Genomic DNA, 18,336 nt, shown 5'->3' on the forward strand with positions numbered 1-18,336 from the left:
ACACAAGGTCCGGTTTTTTTATAGAAGAGTAAAACTTACTCTTCAGTAGCTTCCGCTTCAGCAACTGGACGATCCAGCAGCTCAACGATAGCCATAGGTGCATTATCACCCTTACGGAATCCGCACTTCAGGATACGGATGTAACCGCCTGGACGCTCTTTGAAGCGAGGACCCAGTTCAGAGAACAGCTTACCAACAGTCGCTTTGTTACGGAGACGATCGAACGCCAGACGACGATTAGCTACGCTATCTTCCTTAGCCAGGGTGATCAGCGGTTCAGCAACACGGCGCAGCTCTTTAGCCTTAGGCAGTGTTGTTTTGATTACTTCGTGCTCAACCAAAGAAGCAGTCATGTTCTTGAACATCGCCTTGCGATGAGAACTGTTCCGGTTGAGCTTGCGGCCACTCTTACGATGACGCATGGCACAAACTTCCTCATTCTACCATTTGCCTTCCACTCACTCTTTTGGAGTGAGTGAAGAAGCTAATGGCTGCTTTAAGCAGAAATCTTGTCGTCGCCCTTCAGACTGGCTGGAGGCCAGTTGTCGAGACGCATACCCAGGCTCAGACCACGGGAGGCCAGAACGTCCTTGATTTCAGTCAGGGACTTCTTACCCAGATTCGGGGTCTTGAGCAGTTCAACCTCAGTGCGCTGGATCAGGTCACCGATGTAGTAGATGTTCTCTGCCTTCAGGCAGTTAGCACTACGTACGGTCAGTTCGAGATCATCCACAGGGCGCAGCAGGATCGGATCAACTTCATCCTCTTCCTTAACTGGCTCTGGCTCAGCCTCACCTTCCAGATCAACGAATACTGCCAGCTGCTGCTGCAGAATAGTTGCAGCACGGCGGATGGCTTCATCCGGATCCAGAGTACCGTCGGTTTCCAGATCAAGAACCAGCTTGTCAAGGTCGGTACGCTGCTCAACACGAGCACTTTCAACGACATAGGAGACGCGGTAAACAGGGCTATAGGTGGCATCCAGTTGCAGACGGCCAATAGCACGGGTCTCTTCTTCATCCTGATGACGGCTGTCAGCAGACTCATAACCACGGCCACGAGCTATTCTCAGCTTCATGTTCAGGTCGCCTTTCTCATTCAGATTGGCGATCACATGATCCGGGTTAACGATTTCAACATCGTGGTCCAACTGGATATCCGCAGCAGTCACAGGGCCAGCACCTTTTTTGGTCAGGCTCAGTGTTGCTTCGTCACGGCCAGTCATGCGAATAGCAAGACCTTTGAGGTTCAGCAGGATGTCAATAACATCTTCCTGAACACCTTCAATCGCACTGTATTCATGCTGTACGCCGTCGATTTCTACTTCCGTCACGGCACAGCCGGGCATGGAAGAAAGAAGGATACGACGCAGAGCATTGCCCAAGGTATGTCCAAAACCACGCTCAAGCGGTTCCAGAGTTACCTTAGCACGCGTCAGGCTAATTTCCTCGACATCAATGTGTCTAGGAGTTAGAAATTCAGTAACCGAATTCTGCATGGATGTTACACCCCACCTAACTGTCTATCCCTTACTTGGAGTACAGCTCGACGATCAAGTTTTCGTTGATGTCAGCTGACAGGTCACTCCGCTCGGGCAGCACCTTGAAGGTACCTTCCTTCTTGCTGGAATCAACTTCAACCCAGGTAGAGAACCCACGCTGAGCGGCCAGCTCCAGTGCTGCATTGATACGCAGCTGGTTTTTCGCTTTTTCGCGAATAGCGACAACATCGCCTGGCTGAACCTGGTAGGAAGGAATGTTTACAGCCTTTCCATTTACCAGAATTGCCTTGTGGCTTACCAGCTGACGTGCTTCGGCACGGGTGGAACCGAATCCCATGCGGTAAACTACATTATCAAGGCGAGCTTCAAGCAGTTGCAAGAGGTTTGAACCTGTTGCACCTTTCTTGCGATCAGCGGCCTTGTAGTAGTTACGGAACTGCTTCTCCAGAACGCCGTAGATACGACGAACTTTCTGCTTTTCACGAAGCTGAACACCGTAGTCGGATAAACGACCACGACGCTGTCCGTGTTGACCTGGAGGAATTTCTGCTTTGCACTTTGACTCGAGTGGGCGCACACCGCTCTTCAGAAAGAGATCGGTGCCTTCACGACGAGACAGTTTGCACTTAGGACCAATGTATCTAGCCATTTATACCGACTCCTGCTTATACACGACGCTTTTTAGGCGGACGACAACCGTTGTGGGGGATCGGGGTAACATCAGTGATGTTAGTGATCTTGTAACCACAAGCGTTCAGAGCGCGTACAGCGGATTCGCGGCCAGGACCAGGTCCTTTCACGCAGACATCCAGATTCTTCAGACCGTATTCAGCAGCAGCTTGGCCTGCACGCTCAGCAGCAACCTGGGCTGCAAACGGCGTGCTCTTACGAGAACCACGGAAACCGGAACCGCCGGCTGTGGCCCAGGCCAGAGCGTTGCCCTGACGATCGGTAATGGTCACGATAGTGTTGTTAAAAGAAGCGTGGATGTGAGCTACACCGTCAACAACCTGCTTTTTAACCTTCTTACGTGAACGAGTACCTGGCTTTGCCATATCAGAATAAATCCTGTTTCATAAGAACGGTATAACCATTCTTAATTGATACTTACTTACGAATAGGCTTGCGAGGACCCTTACGGGTGCGAGCATTCGTCTTGGAACGCTGACCACGAACCGGCAGACTGCGACGGTGGCGAATACCACGGTAGCAACCCAGGTCCATGAGGCGCTTAATGTTCATGCTGATTTCACGACGCAGATCACCTTCAACGTCCAGCTTGGCGATTTCACCACGCAGGGACTCCAGTTGCTCTTCGCTCAGATCAGCGATTTTGGCTTCTGGCTTAACGCCAGTGGATTCGCACAGCTGCTTAGCTGTGGTCTTGCCGATGCCGAATATGTAGGTCAACGAGATAACAGCATGTTTGTTATCCGGAATGTTGACGCCAGCAATACGGGCCATTCAATCGTCTCCGTTTGTTTCTCCGTGAGTTCATCCTAGTCTGGAAAGACAGGGACATTTTGAGTTCACGGTTATTTTCGCCTGTAGACTTCTTTAATTAACTTTTCAGTCAATTATGCGACGTTTATCTACTTCGCTATCTATAGGCAGATAACGTTGGGCGAGACCAGTACCTGAAGATACTGAAAAAGAATGCTGAAAAGCATGCTTCCCAACCCATTGTTAGATGCTTACACAACTAACAGGTCGAAAGGCGGAAATTTTAATCCCACCTACGACAAAATACAACCGCTCATGATACTCATGAGCGATTGTATTTGTCTGTAGCCTTATGAGGTCAGACCATAACAGCCCGGAAAATTCCGAAAGACCTCATACACAATCAGCCTTGACGCTGTTTGTGACGTGGCTCAACGCAGATCACACGAACGGTGCCCTTGCGCTTGATAATCTTGCAGTTACGGCAGATTTTCTTAACCGACGCACGTACTTTCATTATTCACTCCACAATCGTTGCAGAACCGGTGTTAGCGGGTCAGGCCACCACCACCGTAGCCCTTAAGATTGGATTTCTTCAGCAGTGACTCGTACTGATGTGACATCAGGTGAGACTGCACCTGAGCCATAGTATCCATGACGACCACTACTACGATCAGCAGACTGGTACCACCCAGATAGAAAGGCACGTTAGCCGAAACTACCAGGAACTGTGGCAGCAGACATACCGCTGTCATATAGATAGCGCCAAACATGGTCAGACGAGTCAGGACACCATCAATGTAACGGGCAGACTGTTCACCAGGACGAATACCCGGGATGAAAGCCCCTGACTTCTTCAGGTTATCTGCAACGTCCTTCGGGTTGAAGACCAGTGCAGTGTAGAAGAAGCAGAAAAAGATGATACCTGCCGAGAACAGAACTATGTTCAGCGGCTGGCCTGGGCCAAGCGCCAGTGCAATATCCTGAAGCCATTCCCAACCTTCACCCTGACCAAACCATTGTGCAATGGAAGCAGGAAACAGAAGAAGGCTGGAAGCAAAGATAGCAGGAATTACCCCAGCCATATTTACTTTCAGTGGCAAATGACTGCTCTGTGCCGCAAACACTTTACGACCTTGCTGACGCTTGGCGTAATTGACAGTTATACGGCGCTGACCGCGTTCAATGAACACAACGAACGCGATAATTGCGATTGCTAATAAGGCAATTGCGAGCAATGCCAGAATATTGATGTCACCCTGACGGGCGGACTCGAAAGACCGCCCAATCGCACTAGGTAGACCAGCGACAATACCTGCAAAAATCAGGATAGAGATGCCGTTACCAATCCCGCGCTCAGTAACCTGCTCACCCAGCCACATCATAAAGACAGCACCGGTTACGAAGGTTACAACAGCCACTACGTAGAAGCTGATATCAGGATTGAACGCTACGCCCTGGTTGGCCAGACCTACGGTCATACCCATACCCTGGACGAACGCCAGCAACACTGTCAGGTAGCGAGTATACTGGCTGATCTTGCGTCGACCTGATTCACCTTCCTTCTTCAGCTGCTCCAACTGCGGACTGACCACGGTCATCAACTGAATGATGATGGACGCCGAAATGTAAGGCATGATTCCCAGAGCCAGTACCGACATACGCTCCAGTGCACCACCGGAGAACATGTTGAACAGGCCAAGAATAGTGCCTTCATTTTGTTGAAACATCCGTGCCAGAGCATCAGGATTGATGCCCGGTACAGGAATGTGAGCTCCGATCCTATATACCAGGATCGCCAGAAATACGAATTTGAGGCGAGAGATTAACTCGCCCAACCCGCTTTGATTCCCAACAGGTAGTGTCTTAGCCATTTAGTCCTCGATCTTACCACCAGCAGCTTCGATCGCGGCGCGAGCGCCCTTGGTAGCTGCCACACCTTTCAGTGTTACGGCCTTGTTCAGTTCGCCGGACAGTACCACTTTCGCACGCAGGATGCTACCGTTGATCAGGTCCGCAGCCTTCAGAGCAGCCAGATCGATCACATCGGATTCAACCTTGGCCAGCTCGTGCAGACGAATTTCAGCAGTAAAGCGCGCCTTGCGTGAAGTAAAACCGTACTTCGGCAGACGACGTTGCAGAGGCTGCTGACCGCCTTCGAAACCTGGTCTTACAGAACCACCGGAACGTGACTTCTGACCTTTGTGACCACGGCCACCAGTCTTACCCAGACCAGAACCGATACCACGGCCAACGCGCTTACGCTCTTTACGACTGCCTTCAGCAGGACTCAGAGTATTCAGACGCATGTTATTCTCCTTCGACCTTAACGAGGTAAGATACCTTGTTGATCATGCCGCGAACGGAAGGAGTATCTTCCACTTCAACCGTGTGGTTGATGCGACGCAGACCCAGGCCACGGACGCAAGCCTTGTGGCTTTCGAGGCGACCGTTAGTGCTCTTAACGAGCTTCACTTTGATCTTCTCAGCCATGACTTACCCCAGAATATCTTCTACAGACTTGCCACGCTTGGAGGCAATGTCTTCAGGAGAACGCATGTCGCGCAGACCCTTGAAAGTTGCATTAACAACGTTCACAGGGTTGGTAGAACCGTAGCACTTGGCCAGTACGTTATGTACGCCAGCTACTTCCAGAACGGCACGCATAGCACCACCGGCAATTACACCAGTACCCGCAGAAGCAGGCTGCATGTATACCTTGGAAGCACCGTGACGGGCTTTCACAGGGTACTGCAGGGTGTCACCGTTCAGGTCTACCTGAATCATGTTACGACGGGCAGCTTCCATAGCTTTCTGGATAGCGACCGGCACTTCACGCGCCTTGCCACGACCAAAACCTACTTTACCTTTACCATCACCAACAACGGTCAGGGCTGTGAAACCGAAGATACGACCACCTTTCACCACTTTGGCTACACGGTTAACCTGTACCAGCTTTTCAATCAGACCTTCGTCGTTTTGTTGCTTACGCTCATCTTTCGCCATGATGCCTACCCTCAGAATTCCAGACCGGCTTCACGGGCTGCATCGGCGAGAGCCTTAACACGACCGTGATACTTGTAACCGGAGCGGTCGAAAGCGACCTTGGCAACACCAGCTGCTTTAGCGCGCTCAGCAATCAGAGCACCCACTTTTTTAGCAGCATCAACGTTACCGGTAGCTTCGCCACGCAGCTCCTTCTCAACGGTGGAGGCAGAGGCCAGCACCTTGTCACCCTCAGGGGCAACCACCTGCGCATAAATATGACGCGGTGTGCGATGAACGCTTAGACGGTTAGCGCCCAGTTCACGCATCTTCATCCGTGCACGGCGGGCACGACGCAGGCGAGCAGAATTTTTATCAATCATGATCTCACCCTACCTTACTTTTTCTTGGCTTCTTTGCGACGAACGTGTTCGTCAGCATAGCGGACACCCTTGCCTTTATATGGCTCTGGGCGACGGAATTCACGGATTTCCGCTGCAACCTGTCCAACCAGCTGCTTGTCGATCCCTTTGATCAGGATCTCAGTCTGGCTTGGAGTTTCCGCTGTAACACCTTCCGGCAGACTGTAGTCAACCGGATGGGAGAAGCCCAGGTTCAGATTCAGGCTCTTGCCCTTGGCCTGCGCACGATAACCTACACCAACCAGCTTCAGTTTCTTTTCGAAACCAGCGGTCACACCGGTAACCATATTGTTAACCAGCGCACGTGTAGTACCAGCCAGTGCACGAGAGTGCTTAGCACCGTCACGGGCTTCGAAAGTCAGGACGTTTTCTTCCTGCTTTACTTCAACATTGGAGTGAATGCTCAGCTCCAGTTGACCTTTGCCACCCTTGACAGCGATGTGCTGACCATTCAGCTTGATCTCAACACCGGCAGGGATTTCTACAGGGCTTTTTGCTACTCGAGACATCTCACCCCTCCCTTAAAATACGGTGCAAAGAATTTCGCCACCAACACCGGCTGCACGAGCAGCACGATCGGTCATTACACCTTTGTTGGTAGAAACGATGGCAATTCCGAGACCGCCTTTAACTTTAGGCAGACCTTCTTTACCGGCATAAGTACGAAGACCTGGACGGCTAGCGCGCTTCAGGTTTTCAATAACTGGTTTGCCTTCATAGTATTTCAGGTCAATGATCAGAGTCTTCTGAACTTCGCCTTCAACACGTGCATCAGTAATATAACCTTCTTCCTTCAGTACTTTGGCTACAGCAGCCTTTACTTTGGAAGAGGGCATTTCGACAGATGCATGTTCTGCCATTTGGGCATTACGGATACGAGTTAGCATATCTGCTAACGGGTCCTGCATACTCATTATCTATCTCTCCAGAAGATCAATCGCGCTTACCAGCTGGCCTTAACCAGACCTGGAACGTCACCACGCATAGCTGCTTCACGCAGCTTGATGCGGCTCAGGCCGAATTTACGCAGGTAACCGTGAGGGCGACCTGTTATACGGCAGCGGTTACGCAGACGAGATGAGCTGGCATCACGTGGCTGCTTCTGCAGTGCTACTACAGCTTCCCACTGCTCATCTTCTGAGCTGTTTGGGCTGCTGATGATCGCCTTCAGCGCAGCGCGCTTCTCTGCAAACTTGGCAACGGTGCGCTGACGCTTCAACTCCCGCTGCTTCATGGATACTTTTGCCATGGGCTCGTACCTTAATCAGTTACGGAATGGGAAGTTGAAGGCTTTCAGCAATGCACGGCCTTCGTCATCAGTCTTGGCTGTAGTAGTCAGGGTAATATCCAGACCACGCAGAGCGTCGACTTTATCGTAATCGATTTCCGGGAAGATAATCTGCTCTTTGACACCCATGCTGTAGTTGCCACGGCCGTCAAATGACTTCGGGCTGATGCCACGGAAGTCACGAACACGAGGCAGAGCGATGTCAACCAGACGCTCCAGGAATTCGTACATACGTTCGTCACGCAGGGTCACTTTAACACCGATTGGCCAGCCTTCACGAACCTTGAAGCCTGCAACGGATTTACGTGCCTTGGTAACTACTGCTTTCTGACCGGCGATTTTTTCCATGTCAGCAACAGCGTTTTCGATGACCTTCTTGTCACCGATCGCTTCACCTACACCCATGTTCAGAGTGATCTTGGTGATTCGAGGAACTTCGTGAATATTGCTCACACCCAGCTCTTCTTTGAGCTTAGGCAGGATCTCTTCACGATATTGAGTCTTGAAGTTTGCCATTATGCCACCCCTTACGCGTCAACCGGCTTACCGGTAGACTTGAACACGCGCTGCTTTTTGCCATCTTCAGAGATAGCAGTGCCAACGCGATCAGCCTTGTCGGTTTCTGTGTTCAGGATTGCAACGTTAGAAGCCTGAATAGGCGCTTCTTTTTCAACGATGCCACCAGGGGTGCCCAGCATTGGGTTAGGCTTCTGATGTTTCTTGATCATATTGATACCAGAAACAATCAGCTTGCCATCGGCACGAACGGTTTGCACTTTGCCGCGCTTACCTTTGTCCTTGCCAGCTATGACGATAACTTCGTCGTCACGACGGATCTTTTTCATTTCCTGCTCCCTTACAGTACTTCTGGTGCCAGGGAAATGATCTTCATGAATTGCTCACCGCGCAATTCACGAGTCACTGGCCCAAAGATACGGGTACCGATTGGCTGATTGCTTGCGTTCAGCAGAACGGCTGCATTGCCATCGAAGCGGATTACGGAACCGTCTGGACGACGAACGCCTTTTTTAGTACGCACTACAACTGCGTTCATCACCTGGCCTTTTTTGACCTTACCGCGAGGAATTGCTTCCTTAACGGTAACTTTGATGATGTCGCCGATGTGGGCGTAGCGGCGATGGGATCCACCCAACACCTTGATACACTGTACTCGACGAGCGCCGGAGTTATCGGCTACTTCGAGTTGAGATTCTGTCTGGATCATGCTTATTCTCCAAGCCCAAACTGCAGACGGGTACCCGCCAGTCAAAGTAAGAGCGACCGGCCCGAAGACCGATCATTCGCTGCCAGTGCCTTTCAGCCCTGGCACTACTCAGACTCTAGGCACCGTGGCCTTATATTTGAGTAGCACGCTCATCAATGGAAACCAGTTCAAATGTCTTGGACTTTGACATTGGACGTGTTTCCTTGATTGTAACAATGTCACCCATACGGCATTCATTGTTTTCGTCGTGAGCGTGCAACTTGGTGGACCGCTTAACGATCTTACCGTAGAGCGGATGTTTAACACGGCGCTCAATAAGAACGGTGACGGTCTTGTCCATCTTGTCACTCACAACCTTACCGGTCAGAGTACGGACTTTCTTGTCTTCAGCCATCGTTAAATACCTGCCTTCTCATTCAACGCCGTCTTAATACGGGCGATGTCGCGTCTGGTCTGCTTCAGCAGATGAGTCTGACTCAGCTGACCAGTCGCTTTCTGCATGCGGTAGTTAAACTGGTCCCGCAGCAGTGTGATCAGCTCTTCGTTGAGCTGTTCAACAGTTTTTTCACGCAATTCAGCAGCTTTCATCACATCACGCTCCGCTTAACGAAGGCAGTTTCCACTGGAAGCTTGGCTGCAGCCAGGGCAAATGCCTCGCGAGCCAGCTCTTCGGACACACCTTCCATTTCGTACAGGACACGACCCGGCTGGATCTGTGCTACCCAGTACTCAACACTACCCTTACCTTTACCCATACGAACCTCGAGAGGTTTCTTGGAGATCGGCTTGTCAGGGAAGACGCGAATCCAGATTTTACCACCACGCTTGATGTGACGAGTCATGGCACGACGAGCTGCTTCAATCTGGCGAGCAGTTATACGTCCACGACCCGTTGCTTTCAATGCGTATTCACCGAAGCTAACAGTGGAGCCGCGGTGTGCCAGGCCGCGATTGCGACCCTTTTGCTGCTTACGAAATTTCGTACGCTTTGGCTGTAACATTACCGCGCTCCTTACTTCTTAGCCTGTCTCTTCTTAGGACGCTTGGCTGGCTCTTTTGGCTCCTCAGGAGCCATTCCGCCAATCACTTCGCCTTTGAAGATCCATACTTTAACACCCAGGATACCGTAGGTAGTCAGGGCTTCATAAGCTGCGTAATCGATGTCTGCACGCAGAGTGTGCAGAGGTACGCGACCCTCACGATACCATTCGGTACGAGCAATCTCAGCGCCGCCTAAACGACCACCGATTTGCACCTTGATGCCCTTCGCGCCCAAACGCATAGCATTCTGTACAGAACGCTTCATGGCACGACGGAACATTACACGACGCTCCAGCTGACCAGCGATGGACTGTGCAACCAGCATTGCGTCCAGTTCGGGCTTGCGAACTTCTTCAATGTTGATGTGAACAGGTACGCCCATCATCTTGGTAACAGCCTGGCGCAGCTTCTCAACGTCTTCGCCTTTTTTACCAATCACGATGCCTGGACGGGCAGTATGAATGGTAACGCGAGCGCTTTGAGCAGGACGCTGGATGTCGATGCGGCTAACGGAAGCATTTTTCAGCTTCTTTTGCAGGAAATCACGAACTTCCAGGTCTGTAATCAGCTTGTCAGCGTATTCCTGACCTTCAGCAAACCATACAGATCTGTGGGGCTTTACGATGCCCAGTCGGATCCCATTTGGATGAACTTTCTGACCCATGTGATCGCTCCTTAGACCTCTGCAACCTTAACCGTGATATGGCAAGACCGCTTCAGAATGCGATCGGCACGGCCCTTGGCACGTGGACGGATGCGCTTCATGGTCATACCTTCGTCAACGAAGATAGTAGACACTTTCAGCTCATCGATATCCATGCCTTCGTTGTGCTCTGCATTAGCAATCGCAGATTCCAACACCTTCTTGACCAGCTCTGCAGCCTTTTTAGGACTGAATGCCAGCAACTCGAGGGCGTCGCCAACGGCTTTGCCTCGAATCTGGTCAGCAACCAGGCGCGCTTTCTGGGCAGAAATGCGAGCGCCTTTATGTATAGCAGCTACTTCTTTCATTTCTTACCCTCTTAGCGCTTCTTGGCCTTCTTGTCTGCAGCGTGACCGCGATAGGTGCGGGTAGCAGCAAACTCACCCAGCTTGTGGCCTACCATGTCTTCGCTAACGAAAACAGGCACATGCTGGCGACCGTTATGAACGGCGATGGTCAGACCTACCATGTTTGGCAGGATCATTGAGCGGCGCGACCAGGTCTTGATCGGACGCTTGTTGCCGCTTTCAGCCGCACCTTCGACTTTCTTCAGCAGGTGAAGGTCGATAAATGGGCCTTTCTTCAAAGAACGTGGCACTGTCGTATCCTCTCTCTAGGCTTACTTCGCGCTGCGACGACGTACGATCATTTTATCCGTACGCTTATTGGAACGAGTCTTGCGACCCTTAGTCGGAACACCCCATGGCGTCACTGGGTGACGACCACCGGAAGTACGACCTTCACCACCACCGTGTGGGTGATCAACCGGGTTCATGGCAACACCACGAACGGTTGGACGCACGCCTCTCCAACGCTTGGCACCAGCCTTACCCAGAGAGCGCAAGTTGTGCTCACTGTTAGAGGCTTCACCCAGAGTTGCACGACAGTCAGCCAGAACTTTACGCATTTCACCGGAACGCAGACGCAAGGTAACGTAAGCACCATCACGAGCCACGACCTGAGCGGAAGTACCGGCACTGCGCATCATCTGCGCACCTTTACCTGGCTTGAGCTCAACACAGTGAACTACAGAACCCTGCGGAATATTACGCAGAGGCAGTGTGTTGCCTGGCTTGATAGGAGCATCAACACCAGAGTACAGCTCGTCACCAGCCTTCACACCTTTAGGTGCGATGATGTAACGACGCTCACCGTCCATGTATTTCAACAGGGCGATGTGAGCAGTACGATTTGGATCGTATTCCAGACGCTCAACGACAGCTGGAATGCCATCCTTGTTACGACGGAAATCTACGATACGGTAGTGCTGCTTGTGACCACCACCACGATGACGGGTAGTGATACGACCAGCGTTGTTACGACCACCAGTCTTGCTCTTCTTTTCCACCAGAGGCGCGTGTGGGCGACCCTTGTGAAGGTCAGGGTTTACAACCTTGACTACGAAGCGACGACCCGGAGAAGTCGGCTTGCACTTAATTACGGCCATCCTGTAACTCCTTATTCCGCGTCGGCAAAGTCAATCTCTTGACCCTGCGCCAGACTCACGTACGCTTTCTTCCAGTCTGAGCGTTTGCCCATACCGAAGCGAGTACGCTTGGTCTTACCTTTAACAACCGCTGTACGAACAGCGTCAACGCTGACTTCGAACAGCTGCTCTACCGCTTTTTTAATTTCAAGCTTGGTTGCGTCCTTGGCTACCTTGAAGACGTACTGGCCATGCTCTTCAGCAACCACTGTCGCCTTCTCGGAAATGTGCGGACCAAGCAGAACTTTATAAATACGTTCCTGGTTCATCCCAGCATCTCCTCGAATTTCTTGATGGCTGCAACAGTCATCACGACTTTCTCATGAGCGATCAGGCTGACAGGGTCAACGCCTTGTACGTCACGTGTATCCACATGCGGAATGTTGCGAGTAGCCAGATACAGATTCTGATCAACTTCATCAGAAACAATCAGACCGCTCTCGACATTCAGCTCTTTCAGCTTCGCTACCATCAGCTTGGTCTTAGGAGTGTCAACAGCCAGGCTATCAACAACAACCAGACGCTCCTGACGAACCAGCTCGGACAAGATAGAACGCAGAGCACCGCGATACATTTTCTTGTTCAACTTCTGAGCGTGATCTTGTGGTTTAGCAGCAAAAGATTTGCCGCCCCCGCGCCACAATGGGCTACGGATAGTACCGGCGCGTGCACGACCAGTACCTTTTTGACGCCAGGGCTTGCGTCCACCGCCGCTTACTTCGCTGCGGGTTTTCTGAGCACGAGTGCCTTGACGAGCACCGGCCATGAAAGCAACAACTGTCTGATGAACCAGACTTTCGTTGAATTCAGTACCGAAGGTCACGTCAGAGACTTGAACCGTACCAGCACCTGTTACATTCAATTCCATCGTCTAATCCCCTCAGGCGCGCGCTTTAACTGCAGCTTTAACGATAACGTCAGCACCAGTAGCACCAGGCACTGCACCCTTTACCAGCAGCAGGTTACGTTCAGCGTCAACGCGAACGATTTCCAGGGACTGAACGGTCACTTTCTCAGCACCCATATGTCCAGCCATCTTCTTACCTTTGAAGACACGACCTGGGGTCTGACACTGACCGATGGAACCAGGAGCACGGTGAGACAGAGAGTTACCGTGTGTAGCGTCTTGCATATGGAAGTTCCAACGCTTTACGCCACCCTGGAAGCCCTTACCTTTGGACTGACCAGTTACGTCTACTTTCTGACCCTGCTCGAACAGGTCAACTCCGATCAACTGACCCAGCTCGAAAGAAGCTGAATCGTCAACACGAAACTCCCAAAGACCACGACCGGCTTCAACCTTTGCTTTCGCAAAGTGACCAGCTTCTGGCTTGCGAACACGGCTGCTTTTCTTAGCACCAGTAGTCACCTGAACTGCGCTGTAACCGTCTACTTCCTGGCTTTTAACCTGGGTAATACGGTTAGGATCAACCTCAATTACAGTGACTGGTACAGAAGCACCGTCTTCTGTGAAGATACGGGTCATACCGCACTTCTTACCGACTAATCCAATAGTCATTTGAACCTCTCTCGTGTACGGGGCTTTCACCCACTATGGCCGCTCATTCCAGAGCGTTACACAAAAGTTTTGTGCACACTGAATGGCCGCCCGCTCCGTTATTAACCGAGACTGATTTGCACTTCAACGCCGGCTGCCAGGTCCAGCTTCATCAGCGCGTCAACGGTCTTTTCGGTGGGCTCTATAATGTCGAGAAGACGTTTATGAGTACGGATCTCATACTGGTCACGCGCATCTTTGTTTACGTGAGGAGAGATCAGAACTGTAAAACGTTCTTTTCGGGTTGGCAGAGGGATTGGACCACGAACCTGAGCACCAGTACGCTTCGCAGTATCAACGATTTCCTGCGTGGACTGATCAATCAGGCGATGATCAAAAGCCTTTAAACGAATGCGAATCTGCTGAGCTTGACTCATCTTGTTGTAACCATATATCAATAAAGAACTAAGTCCGGTGTGCAATGCCACCTAGACAAAAGGACGCGGAATTCTACTAAGCACAAAACTTAAAGTCAACACAAGTGCCAGATGAAAGATCCCATCTTACTTGCTTCAGCCACCGCACACATATTAAAGACGGCATAATAGCGCATTAAATCCAACAAAGAGATAAGGAAAACTGCTGAGGAGAGTAGAGCAGGCCGCCAACACACCCTAAACATTTACGCTTAAAAATGAACGGCAGCACTGCAATATTTTTGTACGATAGAACTAAATAAAAAGACGGACGTTAGTATCAACCTTGTTTTTTGACCAGCCGACTCAGCGCACCCACAGAATGTAAATGGGCATAAGTCCAGGCAAGCCAACCTGATTTAAACCAACTCGAAACAGCGGACTCAGGAATCTCGTTCAGTTTTTTCTCATCAATCACATAAAGGCCATCCAGCTTCAGCGGTTTTTCACCACCCGCCATGACCTTGAGATTAAAGGGAACAAACAGATCAAACTCTTTACACTGATCACAGTAGCGACGAGTTTCCTTATACTGCCCCTCAAAACTACTTAAAAACTGAACAATATTATCCAGTACTTTTGTACCTTCACCCTCATCATTAAAAAGAAGATCACCTTCCTCCGACTGCAACTGACCCGCCTTCTGATCAAAACAAACCGTCCCATCATCAGTCAGTGCAAAAGGGTAGCGCCTGATAAAAGCAGGAACATAACTATCACCCCACTCACCCGATTCATCCAGCTGCTTATGCCCCCCATCCATCAATGAGAGCATCACCAGAGGAAAATACCCACCCTCTTCATCTTTACCGAAAAGAACTGGCATATCCCGACTAGCCTCAAAAAACTCAATTCCCGCCAGAGGCACGGAATTAACTTCTTTGGTAAAGGAATAATCAGGAGAAGCAGAAAATCGAAGAGTTTTGTGTACTTCGCGATTCAGAAGAGTCGGCTCGCTATAAAACAACAATTCAGCCATGACAAAAGTCCATTTATTCTTATTGGGTTACTGCGCCCTAAGGCACAGCCATTCTTCCACACCCACAACGGATCTGCAAACACCTCACTCAGTACAACACATTGAACACCCGCTCTACACCCCACTCAATAACACACAACCCTTAACACCCTTACAACCGCTCACCTTAAAAGCCAACCACACACATAAAAAAACCCCGGACAAGTCCGGGGTTTTTATAGGGTGGCTTTAGATTACCAGTGATTCAGTATCACTCGATGATCTTAGCTACAACACCAGCACCTACAGTACGACCACCTTCACGGATAGCGAAGCGCAGGCCGTCTTCCATCGCTACTGGAGCGATCAGAGTAGCTACGAAGTTGATGTTGTCGCCTGGCATTACCATTTCAACGCCTTCTGGCAGTTCTACAGCACCGGTCACGTCAGTGGTACGGAAGTAGAACTGAGGACGGTAGCCCTTGAAGAAAGGAGTGTGACGACCACCTTCGTCCTTGGACAGAATGTATACTTCTGCTTCGAACTTGGTGTGCGGAGTCACAGTTCCTGGCTTGATCAGACACTGACCACGCTCAACTTCTTCACGCTTGGTACCACGCAGCAGCGCACCAACGTTCTCACCTGCACGACCTTCGTCCAGCAGCTTACGGAACATTTCAACACCGGTAACAGTAGTCTTGGTAGTCTCTTTGATACCAATGATTTCTACTTCTTCACCAACGGTGATGATACCACGCTCAACACGGCCTGTTACTACAGTACCACGACCAGCGATGGAGAATACGTCCTCGATAGGCATCAGGAACGGCTGATCAATAGCACGCTCTGGCTGAGGAATGTACTCGTCCAGGGTTTCTACCAGCTTCTTAACAGCAGTAGTACCCATTTCGTTGTCGTCTTTACCTTCCAGAGCCATCAGAGCAGAACCGATAACGATTGGAGTATCGTCACCTGGGAACTCGTACATGTCCAGAAGCTCACGAACTTCCATCTCAACCAGTTCCAGCAGCTCTTCGTCGTCTACCATGTCGGCTTTGTTCAGGAATACCACGATGTATGGTACGCCAACCTGACGAGACAGCAGGATGTGCTCACGAGTCTGAGGCATGGGGCCATCAGCAGCGGAACATACCAGGATAGCGCCGTCCATCTGAGCAGCACCAGTAATCATGTTCTTAACGTAGTCAGCGTGACCTGGGCAGTCAACGTGAGCATAGTGGCGGTTTGGAGAATCATACTCTACGTGAGCAGTAGAGATAGTGATACCACGCTCGCGCTCTTCAGGAGCATTATCGATCTGGGAGAAGTCTTTAGCTTCACCACCCCAAACTTCAGCACATACGCGAGTCAGTGCAGCAGTCAGAGTTGTTTTACCGTGGTCAACGTGACCGATGGTGCCGACGTTTACGTGCGGCTTCGAACGTTCAAATTTTTCCTTAGCCATTTCTCTTAACCTTTAAATATCAATGGTTCGGGGGTAGTGATACTTGACGCAGCATTCTAGCACCCCACAAGGGATACCAGAACACTGTCAGCGTATATTAACCCTGATTTTTAATGACCGCTTCAGCAATGCTGGCGGGCGCTTCGGCATACTCTGCGAATTCCATAGAGTATGTTGCACGCCCCTGAGTTGCTGAACGCAGATCTGTGGCGTAGCCGAACATTTCACCCAGCGGCACCTGAGCATTAATTGTTTTGCCTGAAGGGGTATCTTCCATACCCTGAAGAACACCACGACGACGACTCAGGTCACCCATCACGTCACCCATATAGTCTTCAGGTGTTACCACCTCAACCTGCATCATAGGCTCCATCAATACAGGTTGAGCCTGAGGAGCATACTTCTTCAGACACTGAGAAGCTGCGATTTTAAACGCCATCTCATTAGAGTCAACATCATGATACGAACCATCGTACAAACGAGCCTTCAGACCCAGCAGAGGATATCCGGCGATAACACCGTTCTGCATCTGCTCTTCCAGACCTTTTTGTACAGCAGGGATGTATTCACGAGGAATAGCACCACCCACGATCTCGTTGATAAACTCAAGACCTTCTTCACCCGCAGCAGCAGGAGAAAGCTCAATAACAACATGACCGTATTGACCACGACCACCAGACTGCTTGGCAAACTTGTGGTTAGCGTCAACAGTGCCTTTCAACTTCTCACGGTAAGCAACCTGTGGCTTACCAATGTTGGCCTCAACGTTAAACTCACGACGCATACGGTCAACAAGGATATCCAGGTGCAATTCACCCATACCGGAGATAATGGTCTGACCACTTTCTTCGTCGGTGTGAACGCGGAAAGAAGGATCTTCCTGAGCCAGCTTGCCCAGAGCGATACCCATCTTTTCCTGGTCAGCCTTGGTTTTAGGCTCAACAGCAACAGAAATTACTGGCTCCGGGAACTCCATGCGCTCCAGAGTAATAACGTTATCCGTGGCACACAGAGTGTCACCAGTGGTTACGTCTTTCATGCCGATCAAGGCAACAATGTCGCCCGCCAGGCACTGCTTGAGCTCTTCGCGATTGTTTGAGTGCATCTGAACCATACGGCCGACACGCTCACGCTTACCCTTAACAGGATTGTATACGGTATCACCTGAATTCAGAGTACCGGAATAGCTACGAACGAAGGTCAACGTACCAACGAATGGGTCGGTAGCAATCTTGAATGCCAGGGAAGCGAATGGCGCATTGTCATCAGCTTCACGAGTCTCAACGGTTCCATCCTTATCGTCCAGAACACCTTCGATAGCCTTAACTTCTTTCGGAGAAGGCATGTACTCGATAACAGCATCCAGAACGGCTTGTACGCCCTTGTTCTTGAACGCAGAGCCACCGAAGACAGGAATAATTTCGTTAGCCAGGGTCCGCGCACGGATACCAGCCTTGATCTCTTCCTCAGTCAGCCCACCTTCTTCAAGGTATTTATCCATGAGCTCTTCGGTTGCTTCAGCTGCAGCTTCAACCATGTATTCATGCATTTCTGCACAAACATCAGCCATATCAGCAGGAATATCTTCATATTTGAAGGTCATTCCCTGGTCAGCCTCGTTCCAGATGATTGCTTTCATCTTAACGAGATCGACTACACCCTTGAATTCGTCTTCTGCACCAATAGTCATCTGCATTGGTACAGCAGTAGCATTCAGACGCTCACGCAACTGATCGACAACCATCTGGTAGTCTGCACCGGTACGGTCCATCTTGTTAACAAACACCATGCGAGGCACTTCGTATTTGTCAGCCTGACGCCATACAGTTTCAGTTTGCGGCTGCA

Annotated in this window: 31 protein-coding genes; all 31 read right to left on the bottom strand. The window is 50.6% G+C overall.

What is annotated here, in order from left to right:
* Positions 1-35 precede the first annotated feature (35 nt).
* On the bottom strand, positions 36-422 hold the full coding sequence (rplQ, locus tag WG89_RS16310; protein WP_062268044.1) for a 50S ribosomal protein L17: 387 nt from the start codon (positions 420-422) through the stop codon (positions 36-38).
* Positions 423-496: 74 nt separating this feature from the next.
* Entirely contained in the window at positions 497-1,498 is a 1,002-nt protein-coding gene (locus WG89_RS16315) for a DNA-directed RNA polymerase subunit alpha (protein ID WP_062268046.1), read from the bottom strand.
* A gap of 31 nt (positions 1,499-1,529) precedes the next feature.
* Positions 1,530-2,150, bottom strand: a complete 621-nt coding sequence (rpsD, locus tag WG89_RS16320; RefSeq protein WP_062268048.1) for a 30S ribosomal protein S4 — start codon at positions 2,148-2,150, stop codon at positions 1,530-1,532.
* Between the two features lie 16 nt (positions 2,151-2,166).
* Positions 2,167-2,556, bottom strand: a complete 390-nt coding sequence (rpsK, locus tag WG89_RS16325; RefSeq protein ID WP_034841784.1) for a 30S ribosomal protein S11 — start codon at positions 2,554-2,556, stop codon at positions 2,167-2,169.
* A 52-nt stretch (positions 2,557-2,608) separates the two neighbouring features.
* Positions 2,609-2,965 (bottom strand): 30S ribosomal protein S13, encoded by a 357-nt coding sequence (gene rpsM, locus WG89_RS16330; protein ID WP_062268050.1) that lies wholly within the window; start codon positions 2,963-2,965, stop codon positions 2,609-2,611.
* A 382-nt stretch (positions 2,966-3,347) separates the two neighbouring features.
* Positions 3,348-3,461 (bottom strand): 50S ribosomal protein L36, encoded by a 114-nt coding sequence (gene rpmJ, locus WG89_RS29425; RefSeq protein ID WP_079253874.1) that lies wholly within the window; start codon positions 3,459-3,461, stop codon positions 3,348-3,350.
* Between the two features lie 31 nt (positions 3,462-3,492).
* On the bottom strand, positions 3,493-4,818 hold the full coding sequence (secY, locus tag WG89_RS16335; protein ID WP_062268052.1) for a preprotein translocase subunit SecY: 1,326 nt from the start codon (positions 4,816-4,818) through the stop codon (positions 3,493-3,495).
* Positions 4,819-5,253 carry a 50S ribosomal protein L15 gene (gene rplO / locus WG89_RS16340; RefSeq protein ID WP_062268054.1) on the bottom strand — a complete coding sequence of 145 codons (435 nt, stop codon included), beginning with the start codon at positions 5,251-5,253 and terminating at the stop codon, positions 4,819-4,821. It abuts the gene before it with no gap.
* A 1-nt stretch (position 5,254) separates the two neighbouring features.
* Positions 5,255-5,437 carry a 50S ribosomal protein L30 gene (gene rpmD / locus WG89_RS16345; RefSeq protein ID WP_062268056.1) on the bottom strand — a complete coding sequence of 61 codons (183 nt, stop codon included), beginning with the start codon at positions 5,435-5,437 and terminating at the stop codon, positions 5,255-5,257.
* Between the two features lie 3 nt (positions 5,438-5,440).
* Positions 5,441-5,950 carry a 30S ribosomal protein S5 gene (gene rpsE / locus WG89_RS16350; protein WP_062268059.1) on the bottom strand — a complete coding sequence of 170 codons (510 nt, stop codon included), beginning with the start codon at positions 5,948-5,950 and terminating at the stop codon, positions 5,441-5,443.
* A gap of 11 nt (positions 5,951-5,961) precedes the next feature.
* Positions 5,962-6,312, bottom strand: coding sequence for a 50S ribosomal protein L18 (gene rplR / locus WG89_RS16355; RefSeq protein ID WP_034841770.1), 351 nt, complete (start codon positions 6,310-6,312; stop codon positions 5,962-5,964).
* A 14-nt stretch (positions 6,313-6,326) separates the two neighbouring features.
* Entirely contained in the window at positions 6,327-6,860 is a 534-nt protein-coding gene (gene rplF / locus WG89_RS16360; protein ID WP_062268061.1) for a 50S ribosomal protein L6, read from the bottom strand.
* 12 nt (positions 6,861-6,872) lie between these two features.
* Positions 6,873-7,265, bottom strand: a complete 393-nt coding sequence (rpsH, locus tag WG89_RS16365) for a 30S ribosomal protein S8 (RefSeq protein WP_062268063.1) — start codon at positions 7,263-7,265, stop codon at positions 6,873-6,875.
* 29 nt (positions 7,266-7,294) lie between these two features.
* Positions 7,295-7,600, bottom strand: coding sequence for a 30S ribosomal protein S14 (rpsN, locus tag WG89_RS16370; RefSeq protein WP_062268065.1), 306 nt, complete (start codon positions 7,598-7,600; stop codon positions 7,295-7,297).
* Positions 7,601-7,615: 15 nt separating this feature from the next.
* Entirely contained in the window at positions 7,616-8,155 is a 540-nt protein-coding gene (rplE, locus tag WG89_RS16375; RefSeq protein ID WP_062268067.1) for a 50S ribosomal protein L5, read from the bottom strand.
* Positions 8,156-8,166: 11 nt separating this feature from the next.
* Positions 8,167-8,484, bottom strand: coding sequence for a 50S ribosomal protein L24 (rplX, locus tag WG89_RS16380; protein ID WP_062268069.1), 318 nt, complete (start codon positions 8,482-8,484; stop codon positions 8,167-8,169).
* Between the two features lie 11 nt (positions 8,485-8,495).
* On the bottom strand, positions 8,496-8,864 hold the full coding sequence (gene rplN, locus WG89_RS16385) for a 50S ribosomal protein L14 (protein WP_062268071.1): 369 nt from the start codon (positions 8,862-8,864) through the stop codon (positions 8,496-8,498).
* 130 nt (positions 8,865-8,994) lie between these two features.
* On the bottom strand, positions 8,995-9,258 hold the full coding sequence (rpsQ, locus tag WG89_RS16390) for a 30S ribosomal protein S17 (RefSeq protein WP_062268073.1): 264 nt from the start codon (positions 9,256-9,258) through the stop codon (positions 8,995-8,997).
* 2 nt (positions 9,259-9,260) lie between these two features.
* The gene (gene rpmC, locus WG89_RS16395) at positions 9,261-9,452 is read right to left on the bottom strand and encodes a 50S ribosomal protein L29 (RefSeq protein WP_062268075.1); all 192 of its coding nucleotides are present in this window, start codon (positions 9,450-9,452) and stop codon (positions 9,261-9,263) included.
* A complete protein-coding gene (gene rplP, locus WG89_RS16400) occupies positions 9,452-9,865 on the bottom strand; it encodes a 50S ribosomal protein L16 (RefSeq protein WP_034841748.1) in 414 nt (137 codons plus the stop codon). The genes rpmC and rplP overlap by 1 nt, the downstream gene beginning before the upstream one ends.
* 11 nt (positions 9,866-9,876) lie before the next feature.
* Complete coding sequence (gene rpsC / locus WG89_RS16405) at positions 9,877-10,569, bottom strand: 30S ribosomal protein S3 (RefSeq protein ID WP_062268077.1); 693 nt, start codon at positions 10,567-10,569, stop codon at positions 9,877-9,879.
* 11 nt (positions 10,570-10,580) lie between these two features.
* Positions 10,581-10,916, bottom strand: a complete 336-nt coding sequence (gene rplV / locus WG89_RS16410) for a 50S ribosomal protein L22 (RefSeq protein ID WP_062268079.1) — start codon at positions 10,914-10,916, stop codon at positions 10,581-10,583.
* Positions 10,917-10,927: 11 nt separating this feature from the next.
* Positions 10,928-11,206, bottom strand: coding sequence for a 30S ribosomal protein S19 (gene rpsS / locus WG89_RS16415; RefSeq protein ID WP_062268081.1), 279 nt, complete (start codon positions 11,204-11,206; stop codon positions 10,928-10,930).
* A 21-nt stretch (positions 11,207-11,227) separates the two neighbouring features.
* On the bottom strand, positions 11,228-12,055 hold the full coding sequence (rplB, locus tag WG89_RS16420) for a 50S ribosomal protein L2 (RefSeq protein WP_062268083.1): 828 nt from the start codon (positions 12,053-12,055) through the stop codon (positions 11,228-11,230).
* Between the two features lie 11 nt (positions 12,056-12,066).
* Positions 12,067-12,363: a 50S ribosomal protein L23 gene (gene rplW / locus WG89_RS16425; protein ID WP_034841736.1), complete on the bottom strand. Its 297-nt coding sequence runs from the start codon at positions 12,361-12,363 to the stop codon at positions 12,067-12,069.
* Positions 12,360-12,962, bottom strand: coding sequence for a 50S ribosomal protein L4 (rplD, locus tag WG89_RS16430; RefSeq protein WP_062268086.1), 603 nt, complete (start codon positions 12,960-12,962; stop codon positions 12,360-12,362). Before rplD ends, rplW begins: the two co-directional genes overlap by 4 nt.
* 12 nt (positions 12,963-12,974) lie before the next feature.
* Positions 12,975-13,613, bottom strand: a complete 639-nt coding sequence (gene rplC, locus WG89_RS16435; RefSeq protein WP_062268088.1) for a 50S ribosomal protein L3 — start codon at positions 13,611-13,613, stop codon at positions 12,975-12,977.
* 101 nt (positions 13,614-13,714) lie between these two features.
* On the bottom strand, positions 13,715-14,029 hold the full coding sequence (gene rpsJ, locus WG89_RS16440) for a 30S ribosomal protein S10 (RefSeq protein ID WP_034841731.1): 315 nt from the start codon (positions 14,027-14,029) through the stop codon (positions 13,715-13,717).
* Positions 14,030-14,348: 319 nt separating this feature from the next.
* Positions 14,349-15,047 carry a SapC family protein gene (locus WG89_RS16445; protein WP_062268090.1) on the bottom strand — a complete coding sequence of 233 codons (699 nt, stop codon included), beginning with the start codon at positions 15,045-15,047 and terminating at the stop codon, positions 14,349-14,351.
* A 250-nt stretch (positions 15,048-15,297) separates the two neighbouring features.
* On the bottom strand, positions 15,298-16,491 hold the full coding sequence (gene tuf / locus WG89_RS16450; RefSeq protein ID WP_062268092.1) for an elongation factor Tu: 1,194 nt from the start codon (positions 16,489-16,491) through the stop codon (positions 15,298-15,300).
* A gap of 97 nt (positions 16,492-16,588) precedes the next feature.
* A partial coding sequence (gene fusA, locus WG89_RS16455) for an elongation factor G (RefSeq protein ID WP_062268094.1) occupies positions 16,589-18,336 on the bottom strand: 1,748 nt, incomplete at its 5' end.

Origin of the sequence: Endozoicomonas arenosclerae (assembly GCF_001562015.1) — a bacterium.
GTDB classification, from domain to species: Bacteria; Pseudomonadota; Gammaproteobacteria; order Pseudomonadales; family Endozoicomonadaceae; genus Endozoicomonas_A; species Endozoicomonas_A arenosclerae.

Bases quoted from the DNA above. Each gene is read 5' to 3' on its own strand.
- rpsE (WP_062268059.1), bottom strand. From the start codon at position 5,950: ATGGCGAAAGATGAGCGTAAGCAACAAAACGACGAAGGTCTGATTGAA.
- rplP (WP_034841748.1), bottom strand. From the start codon at position 9,865: ATGTTACAGCCAAAGCGTACGAAATTTCGTAAGCAGCAAAAGGGTCGC.
- WG89_RS16315 (WP_062268046.1), bottom strand. From the start codon at position 1,498: ATGCAGAATTCGGTTACTGAATTTCTAACTCCTAGACACATTGATGTC.
- rpsH (WP_062268063.1), bottom strand. From the start codon at position 7,265: ATGAGTATGCAGGACCCGTTAGCAGATATGCTAACTCGTATCCGTAAT.
- rplB (WP_062268083.1), bottom strand. From the start codon at position 12,055: ATGGCCGTAATTAAGTGCAAGCCGACTTCTCCGGGTCGTCGCTTCGTA.
- rpsN (WP_062268065.1), bottom strand. From the start codon at position 7,600: ATGGCAAAAGTATCCATGAAGCAGCGGGAGTTGAAGCGTCAGCGCACC.
- rplO (WP_062268054.1), bottom strand. From the start codon at position 5,253: ATGCGTCTGAATACTCTGAGTCCTGCTGAAGGCAGTCGTAAAGAGCGT.
- rplE (WP_062268067.1), bottom strand. From the start codon at position 8,155: ATGGCAAACTTCAAGACTCAATATCGTGAAGAGATCCTGCCTAAGCTC.
- rpmJ (WP_079253874.1), bottom strand. From the start codon at position 3,461: ATGAAAGTACGTGCGTCGGTTAAGAAAATCTGCCGTAACTGCAAGATT.
- secY (WP_062268052.1), bottom strand. From the start codon at position 4,818: ATGGCTAAGACACTACCTGTTGGGAATCAAAGCGGGTTGGGCGAGTTA.
- rplR (WP_034841770.1), bottom strand. From the start codon at position 6,312: ATGATTGATAAAAATTCTGCTCGCCTGCGTCGTGCCCGCCGTGCACGG.
- rpsD (WP_062268048.1), bottom strand. From the start codon at position 2,150: ATGGCTAGATACATTGGTCCTAAGTGCAAACTGTCTCGTCGTGAAGGC.
- rpmC (WP_062268075.1), bottom strand. From the start codon at position 9,452: ATGAAAGCTGCTGAATTGCGTGAAAAAACTGTTGAACAGCTCAACGAA.
- rplW (WP_034841736.1), bottom strand. From the start codon at position 12,363: ATGAACCAGGAACGTATTTATAAAGTTCTGCTTGGTCCGCACATTTCC.
- tuf (WP_062268092.1), bottom strand. From the start codon at position 16,491: ATGGCTAAGGAAAAATTTGAACGTTCGAAGCCGCACGTAAACGTCGGC.
- rplX (WP_062268069.1), bottom strand. From the start codon at position 8,484: ATGAAAAAGATCCGTCGTGACGACGAAGTTATCGTCATAGCTGGCAAG.
- rplC (WP_062268088.1), bottom strand. From the start codon at position 13,613: ATGACTATTGGATTAGTCGGTAAGAAGTGCGGTATGACCCGTATCTTC.
- rplQ (WP_062268044.1), bottom strand. From the start codon at position 422: ATGCGTCATCGTAAGAGTGGCCGCAAGCTCAACCGGAACAGTTCTCAT.
- rpsJ (WP_034841731.1), bottom strand. From the start codon at position 14,029: ATGAGTCAAGCTCAGCAGATTCGCATTCGTTTAAAGGCTTTTGATCAT.
- rplV (WP_062268079.1), bottom strand. From the start codon at position 10,916: ATGAAAGAAGTAGCTGCTATACATAAAGGCGCTCGCATTTCTGCCCAG.
- rplD (WP_062268086.1), bottom strand. From the start codon at position 12,962: ATGGAATTGAATGTAACAGGTGCTGGTACGGTTCAAGTCTCTGACGTG.
- rpmD (WP_062268056.1), bottom strand. From the start codon at position 5,437: ATGGCTGAGAAGATCAAAGTGAAGCTCGTTAAGAGCACTAACGGTCGC.
- WG89_RS16445 (WP_062268090.1), bottom strand. From the start codon at position 15,047: ATGGCTGAATTGTTGTTTTATAGCGAGCCGACTCTTCTGAATCGCGAA.
- rpsQ (WP_062268073.1), bottom strand. From the start codon at position 9,258: ATGGCTGAAGACAAGAAAGTCCGTACTCTGACCGGTAAGGTTGTGAGT.
- rplF (WP_062268061.1), bottom strand. From the start codon at position 6,860: ATGTCTCGAGTAGCAAAAAGCCCTGTAGAAATCCCTGCCGGTGTTGAG.
- rpsC (WP_062268077.1), bottom strand. From the start codon at position 10,569: ATGGGTCAGAAAGTTCATCCAAATGGGATCCGACTGGGCATCGTAAAG.
- rplN (WP_062268071.1), bottom strand. From the start codon at position 8,864: ATGATCCAGACAGAATCTCAACTCGAAGTAGCCGATAACTCCGGCGCT.
- rpsM (WP_062268050.1), bottom strand. From the start codon at position 2,965: ATGGCCCGTATTGCTGGCGTCAACATTCCGGATAACAAACATGCTGTT.
- rpsK (WP_034841784.1), bottom strand. From the start codon at position 2,556: ATGGCAAAGCCAGGTACTCGTTCACGTAAGAAGGTTAAAAAGCAGGTT.